Source organism: Castellaniella sp. (genome assembly GCF_036379515.1).
GTDB lineage: Bacteria > Pseudomonadota > Gammaproteobacteria > Burkholderiales > Burkholderiaceae_B > Castellaniella.
Genome location: NZ_DASVGN010000012.1, coordinates 26350 through 47712, shown reverse-complemented (window position 1 = coordinate 47712; position 21363 = coordinate 26350). Strand labels below are relative to the sequence as shown.

Annotated in this window: 20 protein-coding genes; 11 read left to right on the top strand and 9 right to left on the bottom strand. The window is 61.1% G+C overall.

Going from position 1 to position 21363, the window contains the following annotated elements; all coding sequences use genetic code 11:
* The 5 genes from lepA to recO all read left to right on the top strand — a co-directional run.
* A partial coding sequence (lepA, locus tag VF285_RS04310) for a translation elongation factor 4 (RefSeq protein WP_346951395.1) occupies nt 1-1742 on the top strand: 1742 nt, incomplete at its 5' end.
* A gap of 12 nt (nt 1743-1754) precedes the next feature.
* Nucleotides 1755-2642, top strand: coding sequence for a signal peptidase I (gene lepB, locus VF285_RS04305; RefSeq protein ID WP_346951394.1), 888 nt, complete (start codon nt 1755-1757; stop codon nt 2640-2642).
* A complete protein-coding gene (gene rnc, locus VF285_RS04300) occupies nt 2642-3397 on the top strand; it encodes a ribonuclease III (RefSeq protein ID WP_346951393.1) in 756 nt (251 codons plus the stop codon). Before lepB ends, rnc begins: the two co-directional genes overlap by 1 nt.
* Complete coding sequence (era, locus tag VF285_RS04295) at nt 3394-4278, top strand: GTPase Era (RefSeq protein WP_346951392.1); 885 nt, start codon at nt 3394-3396, stop codon at nt 4276-4278. The genes rnc and era overlap by 4 nt, the downstream gene beginning before the upstream one ends.
* Entirely contained in the window at nt 4271-4861 is a 591-nt protein-coding gene (gene recO / locus VF285_RS04290) for a DNA repair protein RecO (protein WP_346951391.1), read from the top strand. Before era ends, recO begins: the two co-directional genes overlap by 8 nt.
* Before the next feature lie 7 nt (nt 4862-4868).
* Here recO and VF285_RS04285 read toward each other — a convergent pair whose 3' ends face one another.
* From VF285_RS04285 to VF285_RS04275, 3 genes are all read right to left on the bottom strand, one after another.
* Nucleotides 4869-5573: a Bax inhibitor-1/YccA family protein gene (locus tag VF285_RS04285; protein WP_346951390.1), complete on the bottom strand. Its 705-nt coding sequence runs from the start codon at nt 5571-5573 to the stop codon at nt 4869-4871.
* Between the two features lie 176 nt (nt 5574-5749).
* Nucleotides 5750-6184, bottom strand: a complete 435-nt coding sequence (locus VF285_RS04280) for a DNA polymerase III subunit chi (protein WP_346951389.1) — start codon at nt 6182-6184, stop codon at nt 5750-5752.
* Nucleotides 6181-7677 (bottom strand): leucyl aminopeptidase, encoded by a 1497-nt coding sequence (locus VF285_RS04275; RefSeq protein ID WP_346951388.1) that lies wholly within the window; start codon nt 7675-7677, stop codon nt 6181-6183. The genes VF285_RS04280 and VF285_RS04275 overlap by 4 nt, the downstream gene beginning before the upstream one ends.
* A 62-nt stretch (nt 7678-7739) precedes the next feature.
* On the opposite strand from VF285_RS04275, the gene lptF reads away from it, so the two are divergent.
* The 3 genes from lptF (at nt 7740) to VF285_RS04260 (ending at nt 11676) form a co-directional block, all read left to right on the top strand.
* Entirely contained in the window at nt 7740-8855 is a 1116-nt protein-coding gene (lptF, locus tag VF285_RS04270; RefSeq protein ID WP_346951387.1) for an LPS export ABC transporter permease LptF, read from the top strand.
* Nucleotides 8856-9013: 158 nt separating this feature from the next.
* Entirely contained in the window at nt 9014-10507 is a 1494-nt protein-coding gene (locus VF285_RS04265; RefSeq protein WP_346951386.1) for a CoA-acylating methylmalonate-semialdehyde dehydrogenase, read from the top strand.
* Between the two features lie 206 nt (nt 10508-10713).
* Nucleotides 10714-11676, top strand: a complete 963-nt coding sequence (locus tag VF285_RS04260) for a CysB family HTH-type transcriptional regulator (protein ID WP_346951385.1) — start codon at nt 10714-10716, stop codon at nt 11674-11676.
* Between the two features lie 23 nt (nt 11677-11699).
* On the opposite strand, the gene VF285_RS04255 is transcribed toward VF285_RS04260, so the two are convergent.
* From VF285_RS04255 to VF285_RS04235, 5 genes are read right to left on the bottom strand one after another with little or no spacing between them, the layout of a single operon-like run.
* The gene (locus VF285_RS04255; RefSeq protein ID WP_346951384.1) at nt 11700-12434 is read right to left on the bottom strand and encodes an ABC transporter ATP-binding protein; all 735 of its coding nucleotides are present in this window, start codon (nt 12432-12434) and stop codon (nt 11700-11702) included.
* Nucleotides 12431-13165: an ABC transporter ATP-binding protein gene (locus tag VF285_RS04250; protein WP_346951383.1), complete on the bottom strand. Its 735-nt coding sequence runs from the start codon at nt 13163-13165 to the stop codon at nt 12431-12433. The genes VF285_RS04255 and VF285_RS04250 overlap by 4 nt, the downstream gene beginning before the upstream one ends.
* Nucleotides 13162-14109: a branched-chain amino acid ABC transporter permease gene (locus tag VF285_RS04245; RefSeq protein ID WP_346951382.1), complete on the bottom strand. Its 948-nt coding sequence runs from the start codon at nt 14107-14109 to the stop codon at nt 13162-13164. Before VF285_RS04245 ends, VF285_RS04250 begins: the two co-directional genes overlap by 4 nt.
* The gene (locus VF285_RS04240) at nt 14106-14969 is read right to left on the bottom strand and encodes a branched-chain amino acid ABC transporter permease (protein WP_346951381.1); all 864 of its coding nucleotides are present in this window, start codon (nt 14967-14969) and stop codon (nt 14106-14108) included. The genes VF285_RS04245 and VF285_RS04240 overlap by 4 nt, the downstream gene beginning before the upstream one ends.
* 23 nt (nt 14970-14992) lie before the next feature.
* Nucleotides 14993-16213 carry an amino acid ABC transporter substrate-binding protein gene (locus tag VF285_RS04235; protein ID WP_346951380.1) on the bottom strand — a complete coding sequence of 407 codons (1221 nt, stop codon included), beginning with the start codon at nt 16211-16213 and terminating at the stop codon, nt 14993-14995.
* Nucleotides 16214-16553: 340 nt separating this feature from the next.
* On the opposite strand from VF285_RS04235, the gene VF285_RS04230 reads away from it, so the two are divergent.
* The gene (locus VF285_RS04230; RefSeq protein WP_346951379.1) at nt 16554-16904 is read left to right on the top strand and encodes a DUF2325 domain-containing protein; all 351 of its coding nucleotides are present in this window, start codon (nt 16554-16556) and stop codon (nt 16902-16904) included.
* A gap of 18 nt (nt 16905-16922) precedes the next feature.
* On the opposite strand, the gene VF285_RS04225 is transcribed toward VF285_RS04230, so the two are convergent.
* Nucleotides 16923-17606: a C40 family peptidase gene (locus VF285_RS04225; protein WP_346951378.1), complete on the bottom strand. Its 684-nt coding sequence runs from the start codon at nt 17604-17606 to the stop codon at nt 16923-16925.
* A 316-nt stretch (nt 17607-17922) separates the two neighbouring features.
* Here VF285_RS04225 and VF285_RS04220 point away from each other — a divergent pair, with 316 nt between their 5' ends.
* Together VF285_RS04220 and acs are read left to right on the top strand one after the other, a co-directional pair.
* Nucleotides 17923-19236 (top strand): MFS transporter, encoded by a 1314-nt coding sequence (locus VF285_RS04220; RefSeq protein ID WP_346951377.1) that lies wholly within the window; start codon nt 17923-17925, stop codon nt 19234-19236.
* A gap of 88 nt (nt 19237-19324) precedes the next feature.
* Nucleotides 19325-21304, top strand: coding sequence for an acetate--CoA ligase (acs, locus tag VF285_RS04215; RefSeq protein ID WP_346951376.1), 1980 nt, complete (start codon nt 19325-19327; stop codon nt 21302-21304).
* Nucleotides 21305-21363: the final 59 nt, after the last annotated feature.

The window sequence follows — 21363 nt, the reverse complement described above, 5'->3', positions numbered from 1 at the left end:
CCACGCTGGCCGATCGCCTGATCCAGCGTTGCGGTGGCTTGCAAGACCGTGAGATGTCCTCACAGGTTCTCGATTCCATGGATATCGAGCGTGAACGCGGCATCACCATCAAGGCGCAGACGGCATCCCTGCGCTATCAGGCGGCCGATGGCCAGGTCTACGAGCTCAACCTCATCGATACGCCGGGCCACGTCGACTTCTCCTACGAGGTGAGCCGCTCGCTGTCGGCCTGCGAGGGGGCGCTGCTGGTGGTGGATGCCTCGCAGGGCGTCGAGGCGCAGACGGTCGCCAACTGCTACACCGCCATCGAGCTCGGGGTCGAGGTGCTCCCCGTTCTCAACAAGATGGACTTGCCTTCGGCGGATCCGGATACGGTGGCCGCCGAGATCGAGGACGTCATCGGGGTGGATGCGTCGGGCGCCATCCTTGCGAGTGCCAAGACGGGGCAGGGAATCGACGAGATCCTCGAAGCCGTCGTGGCCCGTATCCCTCCGCCCAAGGGGGATCCCCAGGCGCCGCTGCAGGCGCTGATCATTGATTCGTGGTTCGACAACTACGTGGGCGTGGTGATGCTGGTGCGTGTCGTGAATGGCACCTTGCGCCCCAAAGACAAGATCCTGCTCATGGCGACGGGGGCGACGCACCTGTGCGAGCAGCTGGGCGTCTTCACGCCCAAGTCCCAGCCGCGCGACGTCCTGACGGCGGGCGAGGTCGGCTTCGTGATTGCGGGGGTCAAGGAGCTGCAGCACGCCAAGGTGGGCGATACCATGACGCTCGCCGCACGCCCTGCTGCCCGGGCGTTGCCGGGCTTCAAAGAGGTCAAGCCGCAGGTGTTCGCCGGGGTGTATCCGGTCGAGTCCAGCGCCTATGACCAGCTGCGCGACTCGCTCGAAAAGCTCGCGCTCAATGACGCGTCGCTCAAGTTCGAGCCCGAAGTCTCCCAGGCGCTGGGTTTCGGGTTCCGCTGCGGGTTCCTGGGGCTGCTGCACATGGACATCGTGCAAGAGCGGCTCGAGCGTGAATTCGACATGGACATCATCACCACGGCGCCTTCCGTGGTCTACGAGGTCCTGGACGGCAGCGGCACGGTATTGCGCGTGGACAGCCCCGCGCGGATGCCTGAAGTCGGCCAGATTCGCGAAATTCGCGAACCCGTCATGACGGTGACCTTGTTCATGCCGCAGGAATATGTGGGGCCGGTCATGGCGCTGTGCACCAACAAGCGCGGCGTGCAGCTCAACATGAGCTATCACGGTCGGCAGGTGCACCTGAGCTACGAGATCCCGCTGGCCGAGATCGTGCTGGATTTCTTCGATCGCCTGAAGTCCGTGTCCCGAGGCTACGCCTCCATGGATTACGAATTCAAGGAATACAGGGCAGCGGACGTGGTTCGGGTCGACCTGCTCATCAATGGTGATCGCGTCGACGCGCTATCCATGATCGTGCACCGCAGCAATGCGCGCACCCGCGGGCGGGACGTCGTCACGCGGATGCGCGGCCTGATCCCGCGCCAGATGTTCGACATTGCCATTCAGGCCGCCATCGGTGCCGAAGTGATCGCGCGCGAGAACGTCAAGGCGATGCGCAAGAACGTACTGGCCAAGTGTTATGGCGGCGACATCAGCCGCAAGAAAAAATTGCTCGAGAAACAAAAAGCCGGCAAGAAGCGTATGAAGCAGGTCGGCAATGTCGAAATCCCGCAGGAAGCTTTCCTCGCGGTGTTGCAGGTCGAGGACAAATAGGCGGACATCAACATGAGTTGGGATTTTGCACTGCTGTTGTTTGTGGCACTGATCGTCACGGGGGTAGTCTGGCTGCTCGACCGTTTTCATCTGCGTGGGCGGCGCCGTGAGCGGGCGCAGGCTGCAGCGCAGGCCTGCCGCAACAACGCGGCCGGCCTGGATGCTGCGGCACTGGATGCCGAGTGTTCCCAGGCCTACGAGAAAGCCCTGCGCGCGCCGTGGTGGGTGGAATACTGCGTCAGCTTCTTCCCGGTGATTCTGTTCGTGTTCGTGTTGCGTTCGTTCGTGGTGGAGCCCTTTCGCATCCCGTCGGGGTCCATGCTGCCTACGCTGGAAAACGGCGACATGATTCTTGTGAACAAGTTCGAGTACGGCATTCGCCTTCCGATCATCGACAAGAAAGTCATTCCCATTGGCGAGCCTCACCGGGGAGACGTGGTCGTGTTTCGCTATCCCGTCGACCCCAGCGTGGATTACATCAAGCGGGTGATCGGTCTGCCCGGCGATGTAGTGGAATACCGAAACAAGACGCTCACCATCAACGGGAACCTGGTTCCCCACGACCGTGATGGCGATTATTTCGAGCCCGATCGGGCTGCTTACGTGGGAGAATACCGCGAGCAGTTGGGGGCGGTGACGCACGAGATCCTGCTCAACTCCAACGCACCGCAGGATTTCGTCCCCATCACGCGCTTTCCCGACTTTCAGAACTGCACCTATCTGTCCGATGGCGTGCGCTGCAAGGTGCCGGCCGGGCATTACTTCATGATGGGCGACAACCGCGACAATAGTCTCGATAGCCGCTATTGGGGGTTCGTCCCGGATGCCAACATCGTCGGGCGGGCGTTCTTCATCTGGATGAACTTTGGCTCACCCAGTCGTATTGGCAGGTTCAAATAATGGCGGGGCTGGATTCTCTACAGGACAAACTGGGCTATCGGTTCCAGAATATGGGTCTGCTCGAGCAGGCTCTGACGCACCGCAGCCATGGCATGCCGCACAACGAGCGCCTGGAATTCCTAGGGGATTCCGTCCTGAACTTTGTCGTGTCGGCGTTGCTGTTTCGCGCGCACGACGAAATGGACGAGGGCGATCTGTCCCGGGTGCGCTCCAATCTGGTCAAACAGGCTGCATTGGCGGACATCGCCAAGACTCTTGCGCTCTCAGAGCTGTTGCGTTTGGGCGAAGGCGAACTGAAAAGCGGTGGTTTTCGTCGTCCCTCCATTCTGGCGGATGCGGTAGAAGCCATTCTGGGGGCCTTGTATCTGGATGGCGGCTTTTCTGAAGTCAGCGCAACCATCGAGCGGCTGTATCAGCCCATCCTCGCGCATATTGACGTTCGCACCTTTGGCAAGGATGCCAAGACACTTCTGCAAGAGCTGGTGCAAGGTCGTGGTCTCGCCTTGCCGCAGTATGCCGTCCTGGCTACCCGGGGGGCCGCCCATAATCAGACCTTCGACGTGGTCTGTGAGGTCGCCCCGTTGCAGATCCGCGAGCAGGCCTCGGGCAGCAGCCGGCGAGCTGCCGAGCAGACGGCCGCAGCGCAGGCCATTGCCGTCATCGAGGCGTTGGGGCCGACGCGCCATCAGGGTCGACGGCACCATCGACCCGCGCAACTCAGCCTGCCGGTGGCTGTGCCCCAGGAGAAAAAATGACAGTCACTCGCTGCGGTTTCGTGGCATTGGTGGGGCGTCCCAACGTCGGCAAGTCCACCCTGAGCAACGCATTGGTCGGAGCCAAGCTGTCTATCGTGTCGCGCAAGGCGCAAACCACGCGCCATCGCATCCATGGGGTCCTCACACGGGGCCATGACCAGTTCATTTTCGTGGATACCCCGGGCTTTCAGACGCGGCATGGCGGCGCCATGAATCGCATGATGAACCGTGTCGTCACTCAGGCGCTGGCCGAGGTCGACGTGGTGGTTCACGTGGTCGAAGCAGGCAAATGGTCGGCAGGCGATGCCGCCGTGCTGCCACTGCTACCGACCCAGCGACCGGTGGTTCTCGCAGTCAACAAGATTGATGCGCTCAAGAACAAGAACGAGCTGTTCGCGTACGTGACGCGGCTCACCCACGAGTTCTCGTATGCGGCCGTGGTCCCCGTCAGCGCTCAGCGTGATACCCAGCTCGACGTGCTGGTCGACGAGATTGCCCTGCATTTGCCCGAGGCCGAGCACCTGTTCGAGGAAGATACCCTGACGGACCGGCCTGTGCGCTTCCTGGCGGCCGAACTGGTCCGGGAGAAGATCTTCCGCCTGGTAGGCGACGAGCTGCCCTATGCTTGCACGGTGGTGATCGAGCAATGGGAAGAAACCGAGGCCGGTGTCCGGGTCGCTGCGTGCGTGATCGTCGAACGTGAAAGCCATCGGCCGATTCTATTGGGCGCGGGTGGGCAACACATGAAGCGTATCGCCACCGAGGCGCGCCAGGACATGATCAAGCTGCTCGATAAACCTGTGCATCTGGACGTCTACATCAAGGTGCGCAAGGGGTGGTCGGATCGCGAAGCAGCGCTGCGCGATCTGGGCTATGAGTAAGCGCAGCCAGCGTGTACAAGAGGCCAGAGGCTATGTATTGCATACCAGCCCCTGGCGAGAAACATCCCTGATTGTCCAGGCGTTCACGCGCGATCATGGCCGAGTCGCCCTGGTGGCCAAGGGCGCCAAGCGTCCTTACTCGGCGCTGCGTCCTGTTCTGGTGGGGTTTCAGCCGCTGTGGCTGTCCTGGACGGGCGATGCCGAGGTGCATACCCTGACGCGGGCCGAGGCCGGCCCTGTGCGTTTGCTGCGGGGGCGTGCGTTGATGTCCGCGTGGTACATGAACGAGCTGATCTTGCGACTGCTGGCACAAGAGGATTCGCATCCTGGTGTGTTCGACGCCTACGAAGTTTCGTTGGACGTGCTGGCAGGGCCCAGGAACGGCCCGCAGGCCGCCGTGTTGCGTCGGTTCGAATGGCAGTTGCTCGAACAGGTGGGCTATGGCGTCGAGGCTGCCATGCCCGACTTTGAAGATTCGGCGTCTGAGCCAGAAGTGCGCCAGGCGCTACGAGAGCGCCTGGATCAGCTGCTGGACGTGCCGCTACGGACACGCCAGGTCTTGATGGACTTGCAGAAATATTGAGCGGTAGTCAGTCGCGGTTGCCGCCAAAGATGCCCAGCAACATCAGCAGGTTGGTGAAGATGTTGTAGAGGTCAAGATACACCGCGAGCGTGGCCGTGATGTAGTTGGTTTCACCTCCTTGCACGACGCGCTGCAGGTCGACCAGCAAGAAGACCGAGAAGATTCCGATGGCCAGCACCGACAGCGTGAGCATCAGGGCCGGAATTTGCAGGAACATGTTGGCCAGCATGGCCACTACCAGCAGAACCACCCCGATGAAGAGGAATTTCTGCAGGTGGGTGAAGTCACGCTTGCTGGTCGTGGCGACGGAGGCCATGACACCGAAAACCGCCGCCGTGCCGCCAAAGGCCAGCATGATGAGCTGCGAGCCGTTGGACAGGCCCATGACCATGCCCAGCAGGCGCGACAGCATCAGGCCCATGAAGAACGTGAAGCCCAGCAGCAGCACGACTCCCATGGAGTTGTTCTTATTGCGTTCGACCAGGAACATCAGGCCGAAAGCCCCCAGCAGGAACACCACTGTGCTGGTGCCAGGGTTGGTGGCCATGGCCTGGCCCGCACCAAAGTGCATGCCGACTGCCGCGCCCAGCACGGTGGGGATCAGCGACAGCGTGAGCAGCCAATAGGTGTTGCGCAGCACACGGTTGCGCGCCACGATGGACGAGGCCTCATAGGCACCGTCTTGAGGAAGAGTGTGACGAAGATCAGACATTGTGATTTCCTGTCTTGGTATGTCCTGGCAAGAGTCAATCCTAACACGTCACCATCTTACAGTAAGCTGAATGATGGTGTCCATGAAGGGGTGAAGTGGTATGACGCATTCATGCCGCTGTCAGTTTTGACCGTCGTAGCGGGCAGAGGTTCCAGAAGCAGGCTGGATACGTGCACTCATTCCTGCGTGCTCAGCCTGTGCCCGTGCACGTCGTGACCGGCCTGCTGGTAGGCCATCCAGCGAGCGCGGGCAGCCTGGACATCGGCCTCGTGGCCTGAGACGATTTCGAGCACGCGGGCGAATCGTTCTACCCCCGGTGGGCAGGCCAGGTCCAGGTTGAGCAGCCAGGCGCTGGCGTCTACGTCGTGCAGCGCAGAGGCCTCGTCGACCAGAAGAACCGGAGCCAGCGGGGCGAGCGGATCGGTGGACGGCACGTGCGGGATGAAGCTTGCAGGATCGAATTCCCAGAGCAGCGTATCGAAGCGCCGCAAGCGACGAGCATCCGTGCAGTACACCATCAGCCCATGCCCTGCCTCGATATGGCGGGCTGTCGTGCGGCAGGCCATGCGCAGGCGGTGCGTGGCACCGTAGGCAAAATCGATGCGGCTCATGCGGGGAGATGTTCGAGCAGGTATTGCATCAGCAAGGGCACCGGGCGTCCTGTGGCACCTTTTTGGCTCCCGGATCGCCAGGCGGTGCCCGCGATGTCGAGGTGAGCCCAGCGGTAGAGGGGCGTGAAGCGTGACAGAAAGCAGGCCGCCGTGATGGCGCCTGCCGGACGACCACCGATATTGGCCGTATCGGCAAAATTGGATTTCAGCAGCTCTTGATAGTCGTCTTCCAGGGGTAGGCGCCAGGCAGGGTCCAGCGCTTCGCGTCCGGCGGCCAGCAGCTCGGCAGCGAGGGTGTCGTCCTGGGTGAACAGACCGCTATTGACGTGGCCCAGCGCGACCACGCAGGCGCCCGTGAGCGTCGCCATGTCGATCACCACAGCTGGCTTGAAGCGTTCCGCGTAGGTCAGGGCGTCGCACAGAATGAGGCGGCCTTCGGCGTCCGTGTTCAGAATTTCGATGGTCTTGCCCGAAAGGCTGGTGACGACGTCCCCCGGCTTGTTGGCGGTTCCGCTGGGCAGATTCTCGCAACTGGGGATGATGCCGATGACTTCCCGGGGAAGGTTCAGTTCGGCCACGGCTCGCAACGTGCCCAGCACACTGGCAGCTCCGCACATGTCGTATTTCATTTCGTCCATGGCGGCGGCTGGCTTGATGGAGATCCCGCCCGCGTCAAAGGTGACCCCCTTGCCCACCAGCACGATGGGTTTTGTCTTGCGCGCGGCTGCTGCGTCGGGGGTGTACCGCAGCACGATGAACGCGGGGGGCTCCGCCGAACCCTTGGCGACCGATAGAAAGGACCCCATTTTCAGCGCCTCGATCTTTTTCTGGTCGAGGACTTCAGCCTTCAGTGTTTTGAACTCGCGCGCCAGCGCCTTGGCCGCCTGACCCAGATAGGTGGGGGTGCATACGTTGGCCGGCAGATCGCCCAGCAGGCGTGCAAAATTCGTGCCTTTGCCAATCGCCGCTCCCTGGTCCAGCCCGGTGCGGGTGTTTGCCGCCTGGGCGCGGGGCACGTGCAGCGTGAGCGTGTTCCATGTCCGTGACGGTTTGCGCGTGCTCAGCGTGTGGTCGTATTGGTAGCTCTCGGTCATGGCCGTGCGGGCGATGAGTCGGGCGCGCTGTGTCGCGTCCGCATCAGGGCAGGGCAAGGCGCACAGCGTGCTGATCGCCGATTGTGCATTCGTGGACAGACAGACCTTGGCCAGCGCCTGGTGCGCTCGGACCAGCGTGCTGGCCTGGTAAGCGTCGGGTCGCCCAAGGCCGAGTAAAATCACTTTGTCGGCCGTGATGCCTTCAGGCTTGTGCAGCGTGAGACTTTGGCCGACGGCCCCATCGAAATCCGCCTTGGCGATGCGGCGCAGTGTGCCGCCGCAGGCCGCGTCCAGGGCTTCGGCTGCGGCGCTCAGCGTCCCGTCGCTGAAGACGCCCGCCGCCAGTACCTGCGTCTTGAGCGCAGCCAAAGAAGAAGCGGTCGTTGTGCTAAATTTCATGGGTTTTCCTTTCGTCTGCGGTGAGCTCATCGAGATGAACGGTCCATTATTCCGCATTTTCCATGTCCCTGTTCAAGCGCGCCGTCGTTTCTGAGATTACAAGCCACGCGGGCATTGTGTTCTCGACCTTGCTGGTCGTGTGGCTGAGCGTACTCATCGTGCGGCTGCTGGGGCAGGCTGCGACGGGCGACATCGGGGCCAACGTGGTGTTGGGGCTGGCCGTGTTCTCGAGTATTACGGCCTTGCCTGTCATCCTGGCCGTCTCGCTGTTCATTGCGGTGCTCACGACGGTGACCCGCAGCTACCGCGAGTCCGAGATGTCGGTCTGGTTCGCCAGCGGGCTGTCCTTGTATCAGTGGCTACGGCCTGTGATGCAATTTGCCCTGCCGGTCGCCGCCGTCGTGGCTGTGTTGACGTTGTTTGCCTCGCCGTGGTCATACGGGCAGATTGCCGAGTACCGTCAACGGTTTGAGCAGCGCTCGGATCTTTCCCGTATCACTACCGGCCAATTCATCGAAACAGATGATGGGAAGCGCGTCTTCTTCGCCGAAGCACCCAAGCGCAAGGGCGATGAACTGGGGCAGGTGATTGCACGCGTCATCGAGCCCGATTGGCTGAGTGTCATTACGGCCGACAGTGCCTCGATTGAGACAGAAGCCAATGGTGATCGCTTCGTTGTGCTGGGGCCGGGGCACCGCTACGATCTGAAGCCCGGCACTCCCGAGGTCCGCCTGCTGGATTTCGATCGTTACGGGATCCGCATTGAGAGCCGCACCAGTCCCAGTGCGATCGAGGCCTCGCGTCGAGAGGCCCTGCAAGAGGTGAAGGCTCGGCCTACAGTCGAGCTGCTGCGCAGTGGCGACCGCGAATCCATGTCGCAGCTGATGTGGCGGATCGCCTTTCCCTTGGCTGTTCTGAATCTTGCGTTCATCGCCTTGCCGTTGGGTGCGGTCAATCCCCGTCTGGGGAGGTCTGGCGATTTGCTGGTGGCGGGGCTGATTGCGCTGCTCTACATGAACCTCATCAACCTGTCTCGCGGCTGGATTCTGAACGGCTCGCTGTCGTTCGGCCTGGGCGTCTGGCTGGTTCATGCGGCCTTCCTGGGGGTGGGGCTCTTCATGCTGTGGCGCCGTACCCGGGTGGCTCGCCCCCGTCGTCGAAAAGCCAGGCCTGCCTGAGTGGGCGCGTTGTCGCGCGCTGCTCTGCGTGATCGTCCGGTGGGTGACAAATTTTTTTCAGTGTTGAGACTACACTGAGGCATGTGCCGCGACTTCTGTGCTCGTCGTGGCTTTTACACCCAAAAACAATACTTCCCATGGATGAACAGGAGACTTGAATGAGTGAAATACCGCGCGTTCCGCTGCTGATAGGTGGCAAGCTGGTCCAATCCAAGACCAAAGAGTGGCGCGACGTCATCAACCCGGCCACGCAGGAAGTCATCGGGCGCGTGCCGTTTGCCACGCCCGACGAACTCAACGAAGCCGTGGCCAATTCGGCCGAGGCCTTCAAGACCTGGCGCAATGTCAGCCAGGCCAAGCGCCAGCAGGTGATGATCAACCTGGCGCGGCTGCTGCGCGAGAACGCCACCAAAATTGCCGAGGTCATGTCGCACGAGCATGGCAAGACCGTCCCGGATGCCGAGGGTGAAGTCGGACGCGGCATCGAGGCCGTGGAACACGCCATCTCGGTGAACACCTTGCAGTTGGGCGAGTACGCCGAGAACGCGGCTACCGGCATCGACGTGTATTCCATCATTCAACCGCTGGGCGTGTGCGCCGGCATCACGGCCTTCAATTTTCCGGTGATGCTGCCCTGCTGGATGTTCCCGGTCGCCGTGACGGTGGGCAACACTTTTGTGCTCAAGCCTTCCGAACAAGACCCTACTGCCGCGCTGATGCTGGCTCAGCTGGCGCTCGAAGCCGGCCTGCCCCCCGGGGTGCTGAACGTCGTGCACGGCGGGCCTGAGACTGCCAATGCGTTATGCGATCACGCCGACGTCAAGGCCGTGTCCTTCATCGGGTCTTCTCGAGTGGGCGCGCATATCTATGAGCGCGCCTCGGCGGCCGGCAAGCGTTGCCAGGCCATGATGGGCGCCAAGAACCACAGCGTGATCATGCCGGACGCCGATCGCGAGGCGGCACTCAATTCCATGCTCGGAGCGGCGTTTGGAGCGGCGGGCGAGCGCTGCATGGCCATCTCGGTTCTGGTGCTCGTGGGCGAAGCACAGAAATGGTTGCCTGACTTCGTCGAACGGGCCAAGAAGCTCAAGGTCAACGTCGGCACTGACCGTAAGGCCGATTTGGGCCCGCTGGTGTCGCAGCGCGCCAAAGAGCGCGTGGTGGGCCTCATCCAAAAGGGAGTGGACGAAGGCGCTGATCTGGTGCTCGATGGCCGCGGCATCAGCGTGGCCGGGTACGAAAAGGGCAACTTTGTGGGGCCGACCATCTTCAGCAAGGTCAAGGGCGACATGACGATCTACCACGAAGAAATCTTCGGGCCGGTGCTGTCGGTCGTGCTGGTCGATACGCTGGAAGAAGCCGTCGATTTCATCAATGGCAATCCCAATGGCAACGGCACGTCCATCTTCACGCAAGATGGCAGCGCGGCGCGCTACTTTCAGAACAATATCGGTGTCGGGCAGGTGGGTATCAATATCCCCATTCCGGTGCCGGTGGCGTGGTTCAGCTTCACGGGGTCACGTGCGTCCAAGCTCGGCGACCTGGGGCCGAACGGCAGGCAGGCGGTGTACTTCTGGACGCAGACCAAGACCGTTACGGCGCGTTGGTCGGCGCATCATCGCGAAGTCAACACCACCATTGCCATGAAGTGACGCGTTCGTTCTTCCACGCAAGCTGCAAAGGCCATGGCTCGCAAGGGTCGTGGCCTTTTTGTACAGCCTTTTGAGGCCTTTTCGTGATGGATGCGGCCTTGCGCCGCACTGTGTCATATAGTTTGACGTGAACTAAATAAATATCTATAAGTTATATTAAATAGCATCTATATTCCATATAATCAGGGTTCGATAAGGACCCATCGATGAACCTGCAGCAATTCCGATTTGTTCGTGAAACGATCCGGCACCATTTCAATCTGACGGATGCCGCTCGGTCGCTCTATACCTCGCAGCCGGGGGTCTCGAAGGCCATCATCGAGTTCGAAGACGAACTGGGCATCAAGATCTTTGAACGCCACGGCAAGCGCCTGAAAGGCCTCACCAAGCCAGGACAGGCCGTATCCGTCGTCATAGACCGCATCATGCGCGAGGTCGACAACCTTAAAAAAGTCAGCGACGAATTCGCGCAACGTGACGAAGGCGCGCTGGTAATTGGCTGCACCCACACACAGGCGCGGTATCTTCTGCCGCGCGTCATCCCGGCGTTTCGGGCCCGCTTTCCCAAGGTGCATGTATCCTTGGCCGAGGGCAATCCCGAACACCTGGCCCGCCTGGTCCTGCAGGAACAGGCCGATCTGGCCATTGCTACTGAAACCTTGGCCGAGACCTCCGGCTTGGTCGCCCTGCCGGTCTATACCTGGGAACACACCTTGGTCGTGCCCCCCGATCATCCTCTGACCAGCCTGACTTCCAGCGCGGCGCGCAGTCTGTCCCTGGAGCACCTGGCCCGCTATCCCATCGTCACTTATGATCGCGCTTTTTCAGGGCGTCGCGCCATCGATGCCGCGTTTCAGGCGGCAGGCATCACGCCCGACATCGTGCTCGAGGCGATCGACGCCGACGTGGTCAAGACCTACGCCGACATGGGACTGGGGATAGGCATTATCGCCGGGGTTGCTTTCGATCCACGACGTGACAAGACCCTGGTCGGGCTGCCGGCTGGGCACCTGTTTGGCAAGCACGTGACCAGCGTGGCGATCAAACGGGGGGTGTTTCTGCGCGATTACGTATACACCTTGCTCGAGATGCTGGCACCCGAGCTCTCGCGCGACGTCGTGGCAAAAGCCATTGCGCAGCCCGCGCCCGCCGTGCGGGACGTGGCTTGAGCGATTTTGGGCGCTCAGCGGCCTCAGACCCCTAGATAGGCGCGCTTGAGTTCGGGGTCTTCAATCAGGTCTTTGGCAACGCCTTCGCGTACGATGTGGCCGGTGTCGAGCACATAGGCCCGGTCAGCTGCAGCGAGTGCCAAATGGATGTCCTGCTCGACCAGCAGGACGGTCACGCCCTGATTGCGGATAGTGGCCAGATTTTCCATCAGCTGGTCCACGATGATGGGTGCCAGTCCCAGGCTCATTTCGTCAACCAGCAGCAGCGTAGGTTTTGCCATCATGGCGCGTGCCATGGCGCACATCTGCTGCTCGCCGCCCGACATGCTGCCCGCCAGCTGCTTGCGGCGCTCTGCCATGCGGGGAAACTCGGCGTACACCTTTTCCAGATCCTGGCGAATCTGTGCCTTGTCGCTGCGCCGATAAGCGCCCATGAGCAGGTTGTCCTGCACGGACATGCGCGGAAAGAGCTGGCGACCTTCGGGGAGCTGCACCACTCCTTTACGGAAGATGTCATCGGGTGTGCAGCCTACCAGGGATTGCCCGGCCAGGGTGATGGTCCCCGACTGGATCGGCAGCAGACCCGAGAGCGTGCGCAGCAGGGTGGTCTTGCCGGCGCCGTTACTGCCTACCAGAGCCAGGAACTCGGCCTTGCGGACTTCGAGTGTGATGTCGTGCAGGACGTTGACCAGGCCGTAGCCCGCTGACAGGTTGCGGATCTGCAGCAGGGGTTCTTGTGTTGCTTGGGCGGTGCTCATGAACGCTTTTTCCCGAGATAGGCCTCTACCACGCGGCTGTCGGAGAGCACGCTGTCGGGTGCGCCGTCAGCGATCTTCTCGCCGTGGTGCAGCACCATGATGCGGTCGGACAGGTTGCGGATTGCCTTGATGACGTGTTCGATCACGATGATGCTGATGCCGGTGTCGCGGACCTTGCGGATGATGTCGATGACTTCGTCGATCTCGACGAGATTCAGACCAGCCATGACTTCGTCGCACAGCAGCACGCGTGGTTGCATGGCCAGCGCTTTGGCGAGTTCCAGACGCTTGCGGTCGGGGCCGCCCAGGTCTTCGGCGCGGTGATCGACATGCTTGCCCAGACCCACGAAGTTCAGGCATTCGCGTGCGCTTTCGCGCGCCAGTGCCAGCTTGGACTGCCCTTGGCCGCGCCCGAAGAGGGCACCGACTGCGACGTTGTCCAGCACCGAGAGCCCCGGGAATGGCTGCATGATCTGAAACGTGCGGCCTATGCCCAGGCGTGCTCGGCGGAACGCGGCCACGCGATCGATGCGTCGCCCGTCGAACCAGACTTCGCCTTCGGTGGGCGTCAGGGTACCGCTCAGCAGGCTGATGAGGGTGGTCTTGCCGGCGCCGTTGGGGCCGATGAAGCCCAGGATTTCGCCCTGGGCCAATGAAAAGCTGACGTCATGCACGGCCACCAGACCGGCGAAGCGGCGCGTCAGCTGGCGGGCTTCCAGAATGGGACTCATATGCGGTGCATCCGAACGTTTTCGACGAAGTAGTGCCAGCCGGTGCGGCGGAAACGCCGTACGACGTCCGCCAGGCCGCGCGGCATCAAGACCACTGCCACCACGATGACGACGCCGAAGAACAGGCCGGCAATGCTGGTCACTTCGCTGGACAGAAGTTCAGAGATGGCGGACAGGATGAACGACCCGACGATAGGCCCGAGGATGGTGCCCGGCCCGCCAAAGACGGCCATGATGATCATCTTGACGTTGAGCGTGATGTCGAAGGCGCTTTCCGGATCAAGGAAAGTGATCCAATAGGCGTGGATGCCGCCTGCCAGCGCGCTGAAAACACCCGCCAGGACGAAGGCGAGGACCTTGTAGCGCGTGGTGTCCACCCCCATGACCACGGCGCCTTCCTCGTTTTCGCGGATGGCGATCAGGCCAAAGCCAAAGCGGCTGCGCGTCAGCCACCAGATCGTCAGGGTTGCGAACACCAGCAGGATGAGCGAGAGTTCGTAGAACATGCGGTCGTTGTTCAGCGGCGGCAGCACCAGCCCGATGTTTTCGCCAGCCAGTGGCACGTTGGACACGATTGCGGCCATGATCTGCGCCAAGGCCAGGGTGGCAATGGCAAAGTAGTGGCCCTTCAGGCGCAGGACGGGGAACCCCAGCAGCAGCGCGAAGGCGACGGCCAGCGCCACGCCAAAGAGCATTCCGGTGGCGAAAGGAAGCTGCCATTGCACCATGGCGATGCCTACGCCGTAGGCACCCAACCCGTAGAAGACGGAATTGCCGAAGGAGGGGTACCCGGTGTACCCGCCGATGATGTTCCAGCCCTGCGCCAGAACGGCGAGCAGCAGGGTGCTGATGCCGAACTGAACCATGGTATCCGTGCCGTAATAGGGCAGGAACGCCAGGGCGATCAGCACCAGGATGATGAGAGGAATGCGCAGCGCCTTCATGCGGTTCTCCCGAGAATGCCCGTGGGCCGCACGATCAGCACCAGGATCAGGACGCCAAAGCTTGCGACGTCAGCGTAGGTCGGACCGATGTACAGCGTGGTCAAGGACTCGATGAGACCCAGGATAAGGCCGCCGACGATCACCCCCAGGGGGGTGTCCAGGCCGCCGATGATGGCGATGGCGAAGGACTTCGCAGTCAAGGTGGCACCAATGTAAGGATTGATTTGTGAGACGGTGCCGTACAGCCCGCCGGCGGCGCCCGCCAGGGCCAGGCCCAGGCCGAAGGTCACGGCATACAGGTGGCGGGGTTCAACGCCATAGAGGCGTGCTGCAGACAGGTTCTGGGCGGTTGCCCGGATGGCTCTCCCCAGGCGCGTGTGCAGCAGGAAGTACCACATGACCAGGGTCAGCAGAATTGCCATGGCGCAGGCGGCCAGGCGGACCAGCGGAATCGTGATGCCCAGTACCGTGGTGTTTTGCCCCGAGTAGCTGGGATTGATGGTGCGGAAATCGGCCGAGAAGACCAGCTGCGCCAGATAGGTCAGCACGACTTCCAGGCCAAAGGTGATCAGCAGCGTGTTGAACATGGGCGCGCGCACGATCAGATTGAGAATGCCCCGTTGGATGGCATAGCCCAGAATGAACATCACGACGGCAGTGAGTGGCAACCCGAGGAAGGGGTCCAGCCCCCACCAATGAAAGGTGTACCAAGAGATATAGGCGCCCAGCATGATGAAGGCGCCGTGGGCCAGGTTGACGATGTTGAGCACCCCCCAGACCAAGGCCAGGCCGAGCGCCACGATGGCGTACAGCCCGCCCTGCAGGATGCCGTTGACAAGTACTTGTAGCAGAAGGTCCAAGGGGGGGTCTCCGAGTCAGGCGATCAGCGTTTGGCCCAGTCGGGCATCGGGTACTTGGGTTGGTGCAGGAACTTGCTGCCATCGAACACCGCAACCGGCTTGCCGTCCTGAACTTGAATTACGGTCTGATCCAGGTGAATCTGACCGTTTTCAGCGAACTTGATGTGGCCATACAGGCTGTCAAAGTCGCTGGCTGCGAGTGCAGTACGCACGGCCTTGGGGTCCAGCGTTCCGGCCTTTTCGATGGCCTTCACGATTGCTTCGACGTCGGCCACGCCCGAAGCAGCGTGGTAGTCAGGCTCGTAGCGGTACTGGGCACCCCAGGTTTTGGCGAACTGGGCGGCATCGCCAAACCATTCGTCTTTCTGGGATTCGTTGGGCAACCAGGCCGTCATGCCAAACGCGTAGTCTGCGTCCTTGCCCAGGGCCTTGCGGAAGTCTTCGCTGGGAACCCCCACGGTGAACGAGTAGAACTTCGGCGAAACGTCCAGGCTCTTGGCCTGGCGGATAAAGTTCAGGATTTCGGTTTCGTGGCCCGCGACCAGGACGGCGTCAGCTTGCTTGGACTTGATTTGCGACAGCAAGGTATTGAAGTCGCTGGCGTTCGAGCTGTAGCGTTCGTCCAGCACGGTGTTCAGGTTCGCATCCTTCAGCATGGGACGGGTGCCCTTGGCAACCGAGACGTCAAAGGAGTCGTCTGCGTACAGCAGCGCAACCTTGGCGGGCTCAGGCTTGAGCTGCTTGAACATCTTGATGGTGCTGCCAAAGTAATCGCTGGCAGGTGCGAGCGTGCCAAATACGTATTTGAAGCCGCGCGAGAAGATCTGGTCCGAAGCACCACCACCTTGAACCATGGGGATCTGATACTTTTCAGACACGGCGGAATCGGCCAGTGCAAAATTGCTGGCGAACGGTCCGAGGAGGAAGTTCACCTTGTCCTGCGAAACCAGTTGCGTGTATTGACGCACGCTCAGGTTGACGTCGGACTGGTTGTCATACAGCTTGAGCGCCAGCGTGTATTTTTTTCCGCCAACTGTTACGCCGCCTTTGCGGTTGATCTGGTCGACGGCGAGCTGGTAGGCGTCGCGGTAGTAACGCCCGGTGTTGGCGATGGGGCCGGTGAGCTGAACAGAAGCGCCCAGAACGATCTGGTTGTTGGCTGCTTGTGCAGAGGTGCTCAGACCCAGGCCCAAAGCCAAAGTCAGCGCCGCCAGCGGCAGCCCGTGCCGTAGTGCGATATGCATGGAGAAGTCTCCTGAGGGTAGTCTTGTGCGCCGTATTGTGCTCTTTGTCACATAACAACAGGCTGAATATCAACTTACAAATAGTTGAATTATGTCTTGATCTTTTAGTGATCTTCGGCTTTCGCACCGATGAAATCGGCCTTTCTGGTTCGAAAAGTCCGCTTTCGAGCGTAGATGACCCCCGTGCTTTGATACAAGAAGTCGGGTCTTCCCCTAGTTTTTTGCCAGGGCTGACTGCCTGTTGCCTGAAGGCTCAGGAAAACCCCACTTTTAATATTGATTGTATAAATGAGAACGATTATTATTAACTAATCAAAGAACATGCCGCAGGAGATTTCGTATGGCACAGACCCCCGTCAACGCACTGATCGTTGGTGCCGATCGTCTGGGCAACATCCCGGCGCTCTTGCGCGGTCGCAATATCGCGATCGCACATCACATCAGCGGTCGCGAGCCCGGGCATCAGAAAAAGGTGGCATCTCTTCCGTCCGGGACGCAGCTGGTCATTTTGCTGACTGATTTTTTGGGGCACAACGTCATGAAGACGTTTCGCGCTGCTGCACAAAAAGACGGGATCCGGGTTCTGGTCTGCCGCCGCTCGGTTTGCAGCATGCAGCAGGCATTGGATCAATGCGGGTATTGCGCAAGCTGCCCCAGGCGGCAGATGGGGACTGCGCTTTTGCCCGCCTGAACGAGCAAAAGCACGGTTTTACCGCTTTGCCGTCGTCTTGACGACGTGGGGCACTTTCAGGCGCCGGGCGCCGTTGTAACGCTTGCGCCAGTAGGCCATGTCCATGTCATCCACGCGGATGGACGCCCCTGTGCGGGGAGCATGCACGAACTTGTGATCACCCACGTAGATGCCCACGTGGGAATAGCGCCGCCCCAGGGTATTGAAGAACACCAGGTCGCCGCGTTTGAGATCGTCGCGCGGAACCGAAACGCCTTCGTGCGCCTGGCCACGTGCCGAGCGTGGTAGCTTCAGCCCCAGTGATTTCTCGGCCGCGTAGGCCACGAGCCCGCTGCAATCGAACCCTTCTTTGGGAGTATCGCCGCCGAAGCGGTACTTGACGCCCAGGAACCGCATGGCGGTTGAAACCATGGTCTTGGAGCCTGGCGTAGAGGTAGGAAGATCGCTGGTGGAGTAGTTGACGTCGACATCCAGACTTTTGCCGTCGTCGAGCCATGCGCCAAGGGGGTCAGACTGGGTTCTTGCGAGATAACTGTCGCGCAGCACATGGTCCAGCGTATCGTTGGCATCGGCTGTCGTCGTCTGGCGCGGCTGGGTTGCACAACCCGCCAGCGCCATCATGCCGGTACAGAGCAGGATTTTCAGTAAGCGAGAAGGAGAGAGTCGTGTCGATAGGGCGGCGAGGAGATGTGGCGGTGGCATGGGCTGTAGTTTTTCTCATCAGCGCTCCTGTCCGAACCAGTCTCTTGTGATGCTAAAGACGCAAAAAATTCTTGCAGATCCCAGGGCTCAACGCCTGGGAAGAAGGACAAACAGAAACACGGGTTGGAAGATGAATTGCATACCCGCCCTGCGGGCAACCGCTAGAGTTTATTCGATCAATCTGTTGCGGACAAGCCAAAATCCGGGGCTGTTACGTAACAGCATTTGGCACTTGTCAGGTCAACGTCAGAATAGAAATCGAATTTTCGCGTAAATTCCGCCGGAATGCCCGTCCTGCGGGCCACAGGAAGAATTCATGTCAGATGAAAGGAACGGCGCTTCGGCCCTGCGGCCAGGGGTGGGACGGCGCGAGGTCTGGTCGTGGGCCATGTATGACTTCGCGAACTCGAGCTATACCACCGTGGTGCTGACCACGGTATTCAATGCCTACTTTGTGGGGGTGGTCGCGGCAGGACAAAGCTGGGCGACGCTGGCGTTGACCGGGGCTTTGTCCTTCTCTTATCTATTGGTCATGCTCTTCATGCCGGGGTTGGGTGCTCGGGCGGACGCGCGGGCAGGACACAGAAAGCTGCTGTATTCCAGCACAGTGGGATGCGTGGTGGGGACCGCCATCCTTGCCAGCGTGGCACCGGGCAATATTGCCTGGGCGTTGGTCTGGCTGGCGTTTTCCAACGTCTGCTATTGCGTGGGAGAGTCTACCGTGGCCGCATTCCTGCCCGGCCTGGCGCGGCCGGAGGCCATGGGGCGCGTGTCCGGTTGGGGCTGGAGCTTTGGCTACTGCGGGGGCATGCTGGCATTGGGCTTGTCCTTGTGGATTGCCGCCTGGGGCGGGACACACGGCTTGCCGGCCGCGCGTTATGTACCCTGGATCATGTTGCTGACGGCAGGCTTTTTTGCCATCGCGGCCTTGCCTTCCTTTTTGTGGCTGCGCGAGCCGGGCTCCGGGAGCACTGCGTCTACCGTGGCCTTGCTCACGCAACTGCGCCGTGCCTGGCATGAGACTCGGCGCGACTTCCCGGATTTTCGCCGCCTGCTCATGTGCATTGCCTGTTACCAGGCCGGGATCACCGTGGTGATCACGCTGGCCTCGGTGTATGCCACCGAGGTCATGGGTTTCAGCATGCAGCAGACCATGCTCCTGGTCTTTCTGGTGAACATCGGTGCCGCCATCGGGGCGTTCTGCTTTGGGTATGTGGAAGACCGGATCGGCCACAAGCGGGCCCTGGCGTTCACTTTGCTGGGGTGGATTGTCATGATTCTGCTGGCCGCATTGGGACGCTCCTTGGCCGTGTTCTGGGCTGCCGCAACCTTGGCCGGCCTGTGCATGGGCACCAGCCAGAGCGCTGCACGGGCCATGGTGGGTGTGCTTGCGCCTCAGCGCCGGCCTGCCGAATTCTTTGCCTTGTGGACTTTTGCGGTCCAGCTATCGGCTGTGGTGGGGCCTTTGAGCTATGGGCTGCTGGTCTGGGGAACTCACGGTGATCATCGGCTCGCGCTTCTGGTGACCGGGCTGTTCTTCGTGGCGGGTCTCGTTGTGCTCGCCCGGGTGAATTTCGAGCGGGGTATTCAGGCGCGTGACGCCGGCGGCAGTGCGCAGAATGTGTCCTGATTTGTCAGTATCGAGTAAGTCTCGTGAAGTACGGTGGCAGCCAGACCCATACAACACAATGCAGTTCAACAACAATCAGGAGTGAGTGATGGCGAAGGAGATTGAATCTGTTCTGGTAGAGAACCGCGTGTTTCCGCCCCCGGCAGAGCTCGTGAAGCAGGCCAACATATCAGGCATGGCGGCCTACCAGGCCTTGTGCGACGAAGCCCGGCGTGACCCAGATGCCTTCTGGGCCCGCCTGGGCAAAGAATACCTGGTCTGGAACAAGCCCTTCACTCGGGTCGTGGATGATTCCAACAAGCCGTTCTATCGATTTTTCCCGGATGGCGAGATCAACATCTCGGCCAATTGCCTCGACAAGCACATGGGCACGCCAGTCGAGAATCAAACGGCAGTGATCTTCGAGGCGGATGACGGTGCCGTCACCAAGGTGACCTATAAAGAGCTGCTTGCCCGGGTGTCGCAGTTTGCCAATGCCATCAAGGCGTTGGGCTACAAGAAGGGTGACCGGGCTGTCATCTACATGCCCATGTCCATCGAAGCTGTGGTGGCCATGCAGGCGTGCGCGCGGCTGGGCGTAATTCACTCTGTGGTGTTTGGCGGGTTCTCGTCCAAGAGCATTCACGAACGTACGGTCGACGTGGGTGCGACGCTCATCATCACGGCGGACGCCCAGATGCGCGGCGGCAAGGCCGTGGCCTTGAAGAACGCCGTCGATGAAGCCATCGCCATGGGCGGTTGCGAAGCGGTGAGCAAGGTCATCACCTACAAGCGTGCGGGCACCAACGTCCAGTGGCATCCCGAGCGCGACCTGTGGTGGCACGACGCGATCCAGGGACAGTCCACACAGTGTGCACCGGTGGCGGTCGAAGCCGATCACCCGCTCTTCATTCTGTACACGTCTGGCTCTACCGGTAAGCCCAAGGGCGTGCAGCATTCGAGTGCCGGCTACCTGCTCTGGTCTCTTCTGACCATGAAATGGTCCTTCGATTCGAAACACAGCGACGTCTTCTGGTGCACGGCCGACGTAGGCTGGGTGACGGGGCATTCGTATGTCACCTACGGCCCGATGGCTGCGGGTGTCACTCAGGTGATCTTCGAAGGCGTCCCAACGTATCCCGATGCCAGCCGCTTCTGGAAGATGATTCAGGCGCACAAGGTCAGTATTTTCTATACGGCGCCGACGGCGATCCGCGCGCTCGCCAAGCTGTGCGAGGCCGACCCCAAGACGCATCCCAAGGCGTTCGATCTGAGCACCTTGCGCATCATTGGTTCGGTGGGCGAGCCCATCAACCCTGAAGCCTGGGTCTGGTATTACAAGAACGTGGGCCGCGAACGCTGCCCGGTGATCGACACATGGTGGCAGACTGAAACCGGTGCCAGCATGATCACACCGCTGCCGGGCGTAACGCCGCTCAAGCCCGGTTCGTGCACCTTGCCGCTGCCCGGCATCGACGCGGCCATCGTCGACGAAACGGGCGAAGAAGTCGAGAAAGGCAAGGGCGGGTTCCTGGTGATCCGTCGCCCATGGCCGTCCATGATCCGTACCGTCTGGGGCGACCCCGAGCGTTTCAAGAAGACGTACTTCCCGCCGGAACTCAAGGGCTATTACCTGGCGGGCGACGGTGCACAACGCGACAAAGATGGCTACTTCTGGATCATGGGGCGCATCGACGACGTGCTGAACGTGTCCGGGCACCGCCTGGGCACCATGGAAGTCGAGTCCGCTCTGGTGGCCAACGAACTGGTCGCCGAGGCGGCTGTGGTGGGGCGCCCCGATGACACGACGGGCGAGGCCATCGTGGCCTTTGTGGTGCTTAACGGGGCACTTCCCAGCGGTGCCGAGGCCGACAAGGTTGCCAAGCAGTTGCGCGATTGGGTCGCCAAAGAAATCGGCCCCATTGCCAAGCCGCGCGACATCCGCTTTGGCGAAAACCTGCCCAAGACGCGCTCGGGCAAGATCATGCGGCGCCTGCTGCGCTCGGTGGCCAAGGGTGAAGCCATTACCCAGGACGTGACCACGCTCGAAAACCCCGGCATTCTGGAGCAGCTCGCACAGGTCCGATAAGCAAAACCAATGCACGCCTTCCCTGAACATTTGTTCGCGGAAGGCGTTTTTGTTTTTTG

Coding starts and splice junctions, on each gene's coding strand:
- lepB (WP_346951394.1), top strand. CDS start 1,755: ATGAGTTGGGATTTTGCACTGCTGTTGTTTGTGGCACTGATCGTCACG.
- rnc (WP_346951393.1), top strand. CDS start 2,642: ATGGCGGGGCTGGATTCTCTACAGGACAAACTGGGCTATCGGTTCCAG.
- era (WP_346951392.1), top strand. CDS start 3,394: ATGACAGTCACTCGCTGCGGTTTCGTGGCATTGGTGGGGCGTCCCAAC.
- recO (WP_346951391.1), top strand. CDS start 4,271: ATGAGTAAGCGCAGCCAGCGTGTACAAGAGGCCAGAGGCTATGTATTG.
- VF285_RS04285 (WP_346951390.1), bottom strand. CDS start 5,573: ATGTCTGATCTTCGTCACACTCTTCCTCAAGACGGTGCCTATGAGGCC.
- VF285_RS04280 (WP_346951389.1), bottom strand. CDS start 6,184: ATGAGCCGCATCGATTTTGCCTACGGTGCCACGCACCGCCTGCGCATG.
- VF285_RS04275 (WP_346951388.1), bottom strand. CDS start 7,677: ATGAAATTTAGCACAACGACCGCTTCTTCTTTGGCTGCGCTCAAGACG.
- lptF (WP_346951387.1), top strand. CDS start 7,740: ATGTCCCTGTTCAAGCGCGCCGTCGTTTCTGAGATTACAAGCCACGCG.
- VF285_RS04265 (WP_346951386.1), top strand. CDS start 9,014: ATGAGTGAAATACCGCGCGTTCCGCTGCTGATAGGTGGCAAGCTGGTC.
- VF285_RS04260 (WP_346951385.1), top strand. CDS start 10,714: ATGAACCTGCAGCAATTCCGATTTGTTCGTGAAACGATCCGGCACCAT.
- VF285_RS04255 (WP_346951384.1), bottom strand. CDS start 12,434: ATGAGCACCGCCCAAGCAACACAAGAACCCCTGCTGCAGATCCGCAAC.
- VF285_RS04250 (WP_346951383.1), bottom strand. CDS start 13,165: ATGAGTCCCATTCTGGAAGCCCGCCAGCTGACGCGCCGCTTCGCCGGT.
- VF285_RS04245 (WP_346951382.1), bottom strand. CDS start 14,109: ATGAAGGCGCTGCGCATTCCTCTCATCATCCTGGTGCTGATCGCCCTG.
- VF285_RS04235 (WP_346951380.1), bottom strand. CDS start 16,213: ATGCATATCGCACTACGGCACGGGCTGCCGCTGGCGGCGCTGACTTTG.
- VF285_RS04230 (WP_346951379.1), top strand. CDS start 16,554: ATGGCACAGACCCCCGTCAACGCACTGATCGTTGGTGCCGATCGTCTG.
- VF285_RS04225 (WP_346951378.1), bottom strand. CDS start 17,606: ATGCCACCGCCACATCTCCTCGCCGCCCTATCGACACGACTCTCTCCT.
- VF285_RS04220 (WP_346951377.1), top strand. CDS start 17,923: ATGTCAGATGAAAGGAACGGCGCTTCGGCCCTGCGGCCAGGGGTGGGA.
- acs (WP_346951376.1), top strand. CDS start 19,325: ATGGCGAAGGAGATTGAATCTGTTCTGGTAGAGAACCGCGTGTTTCCG.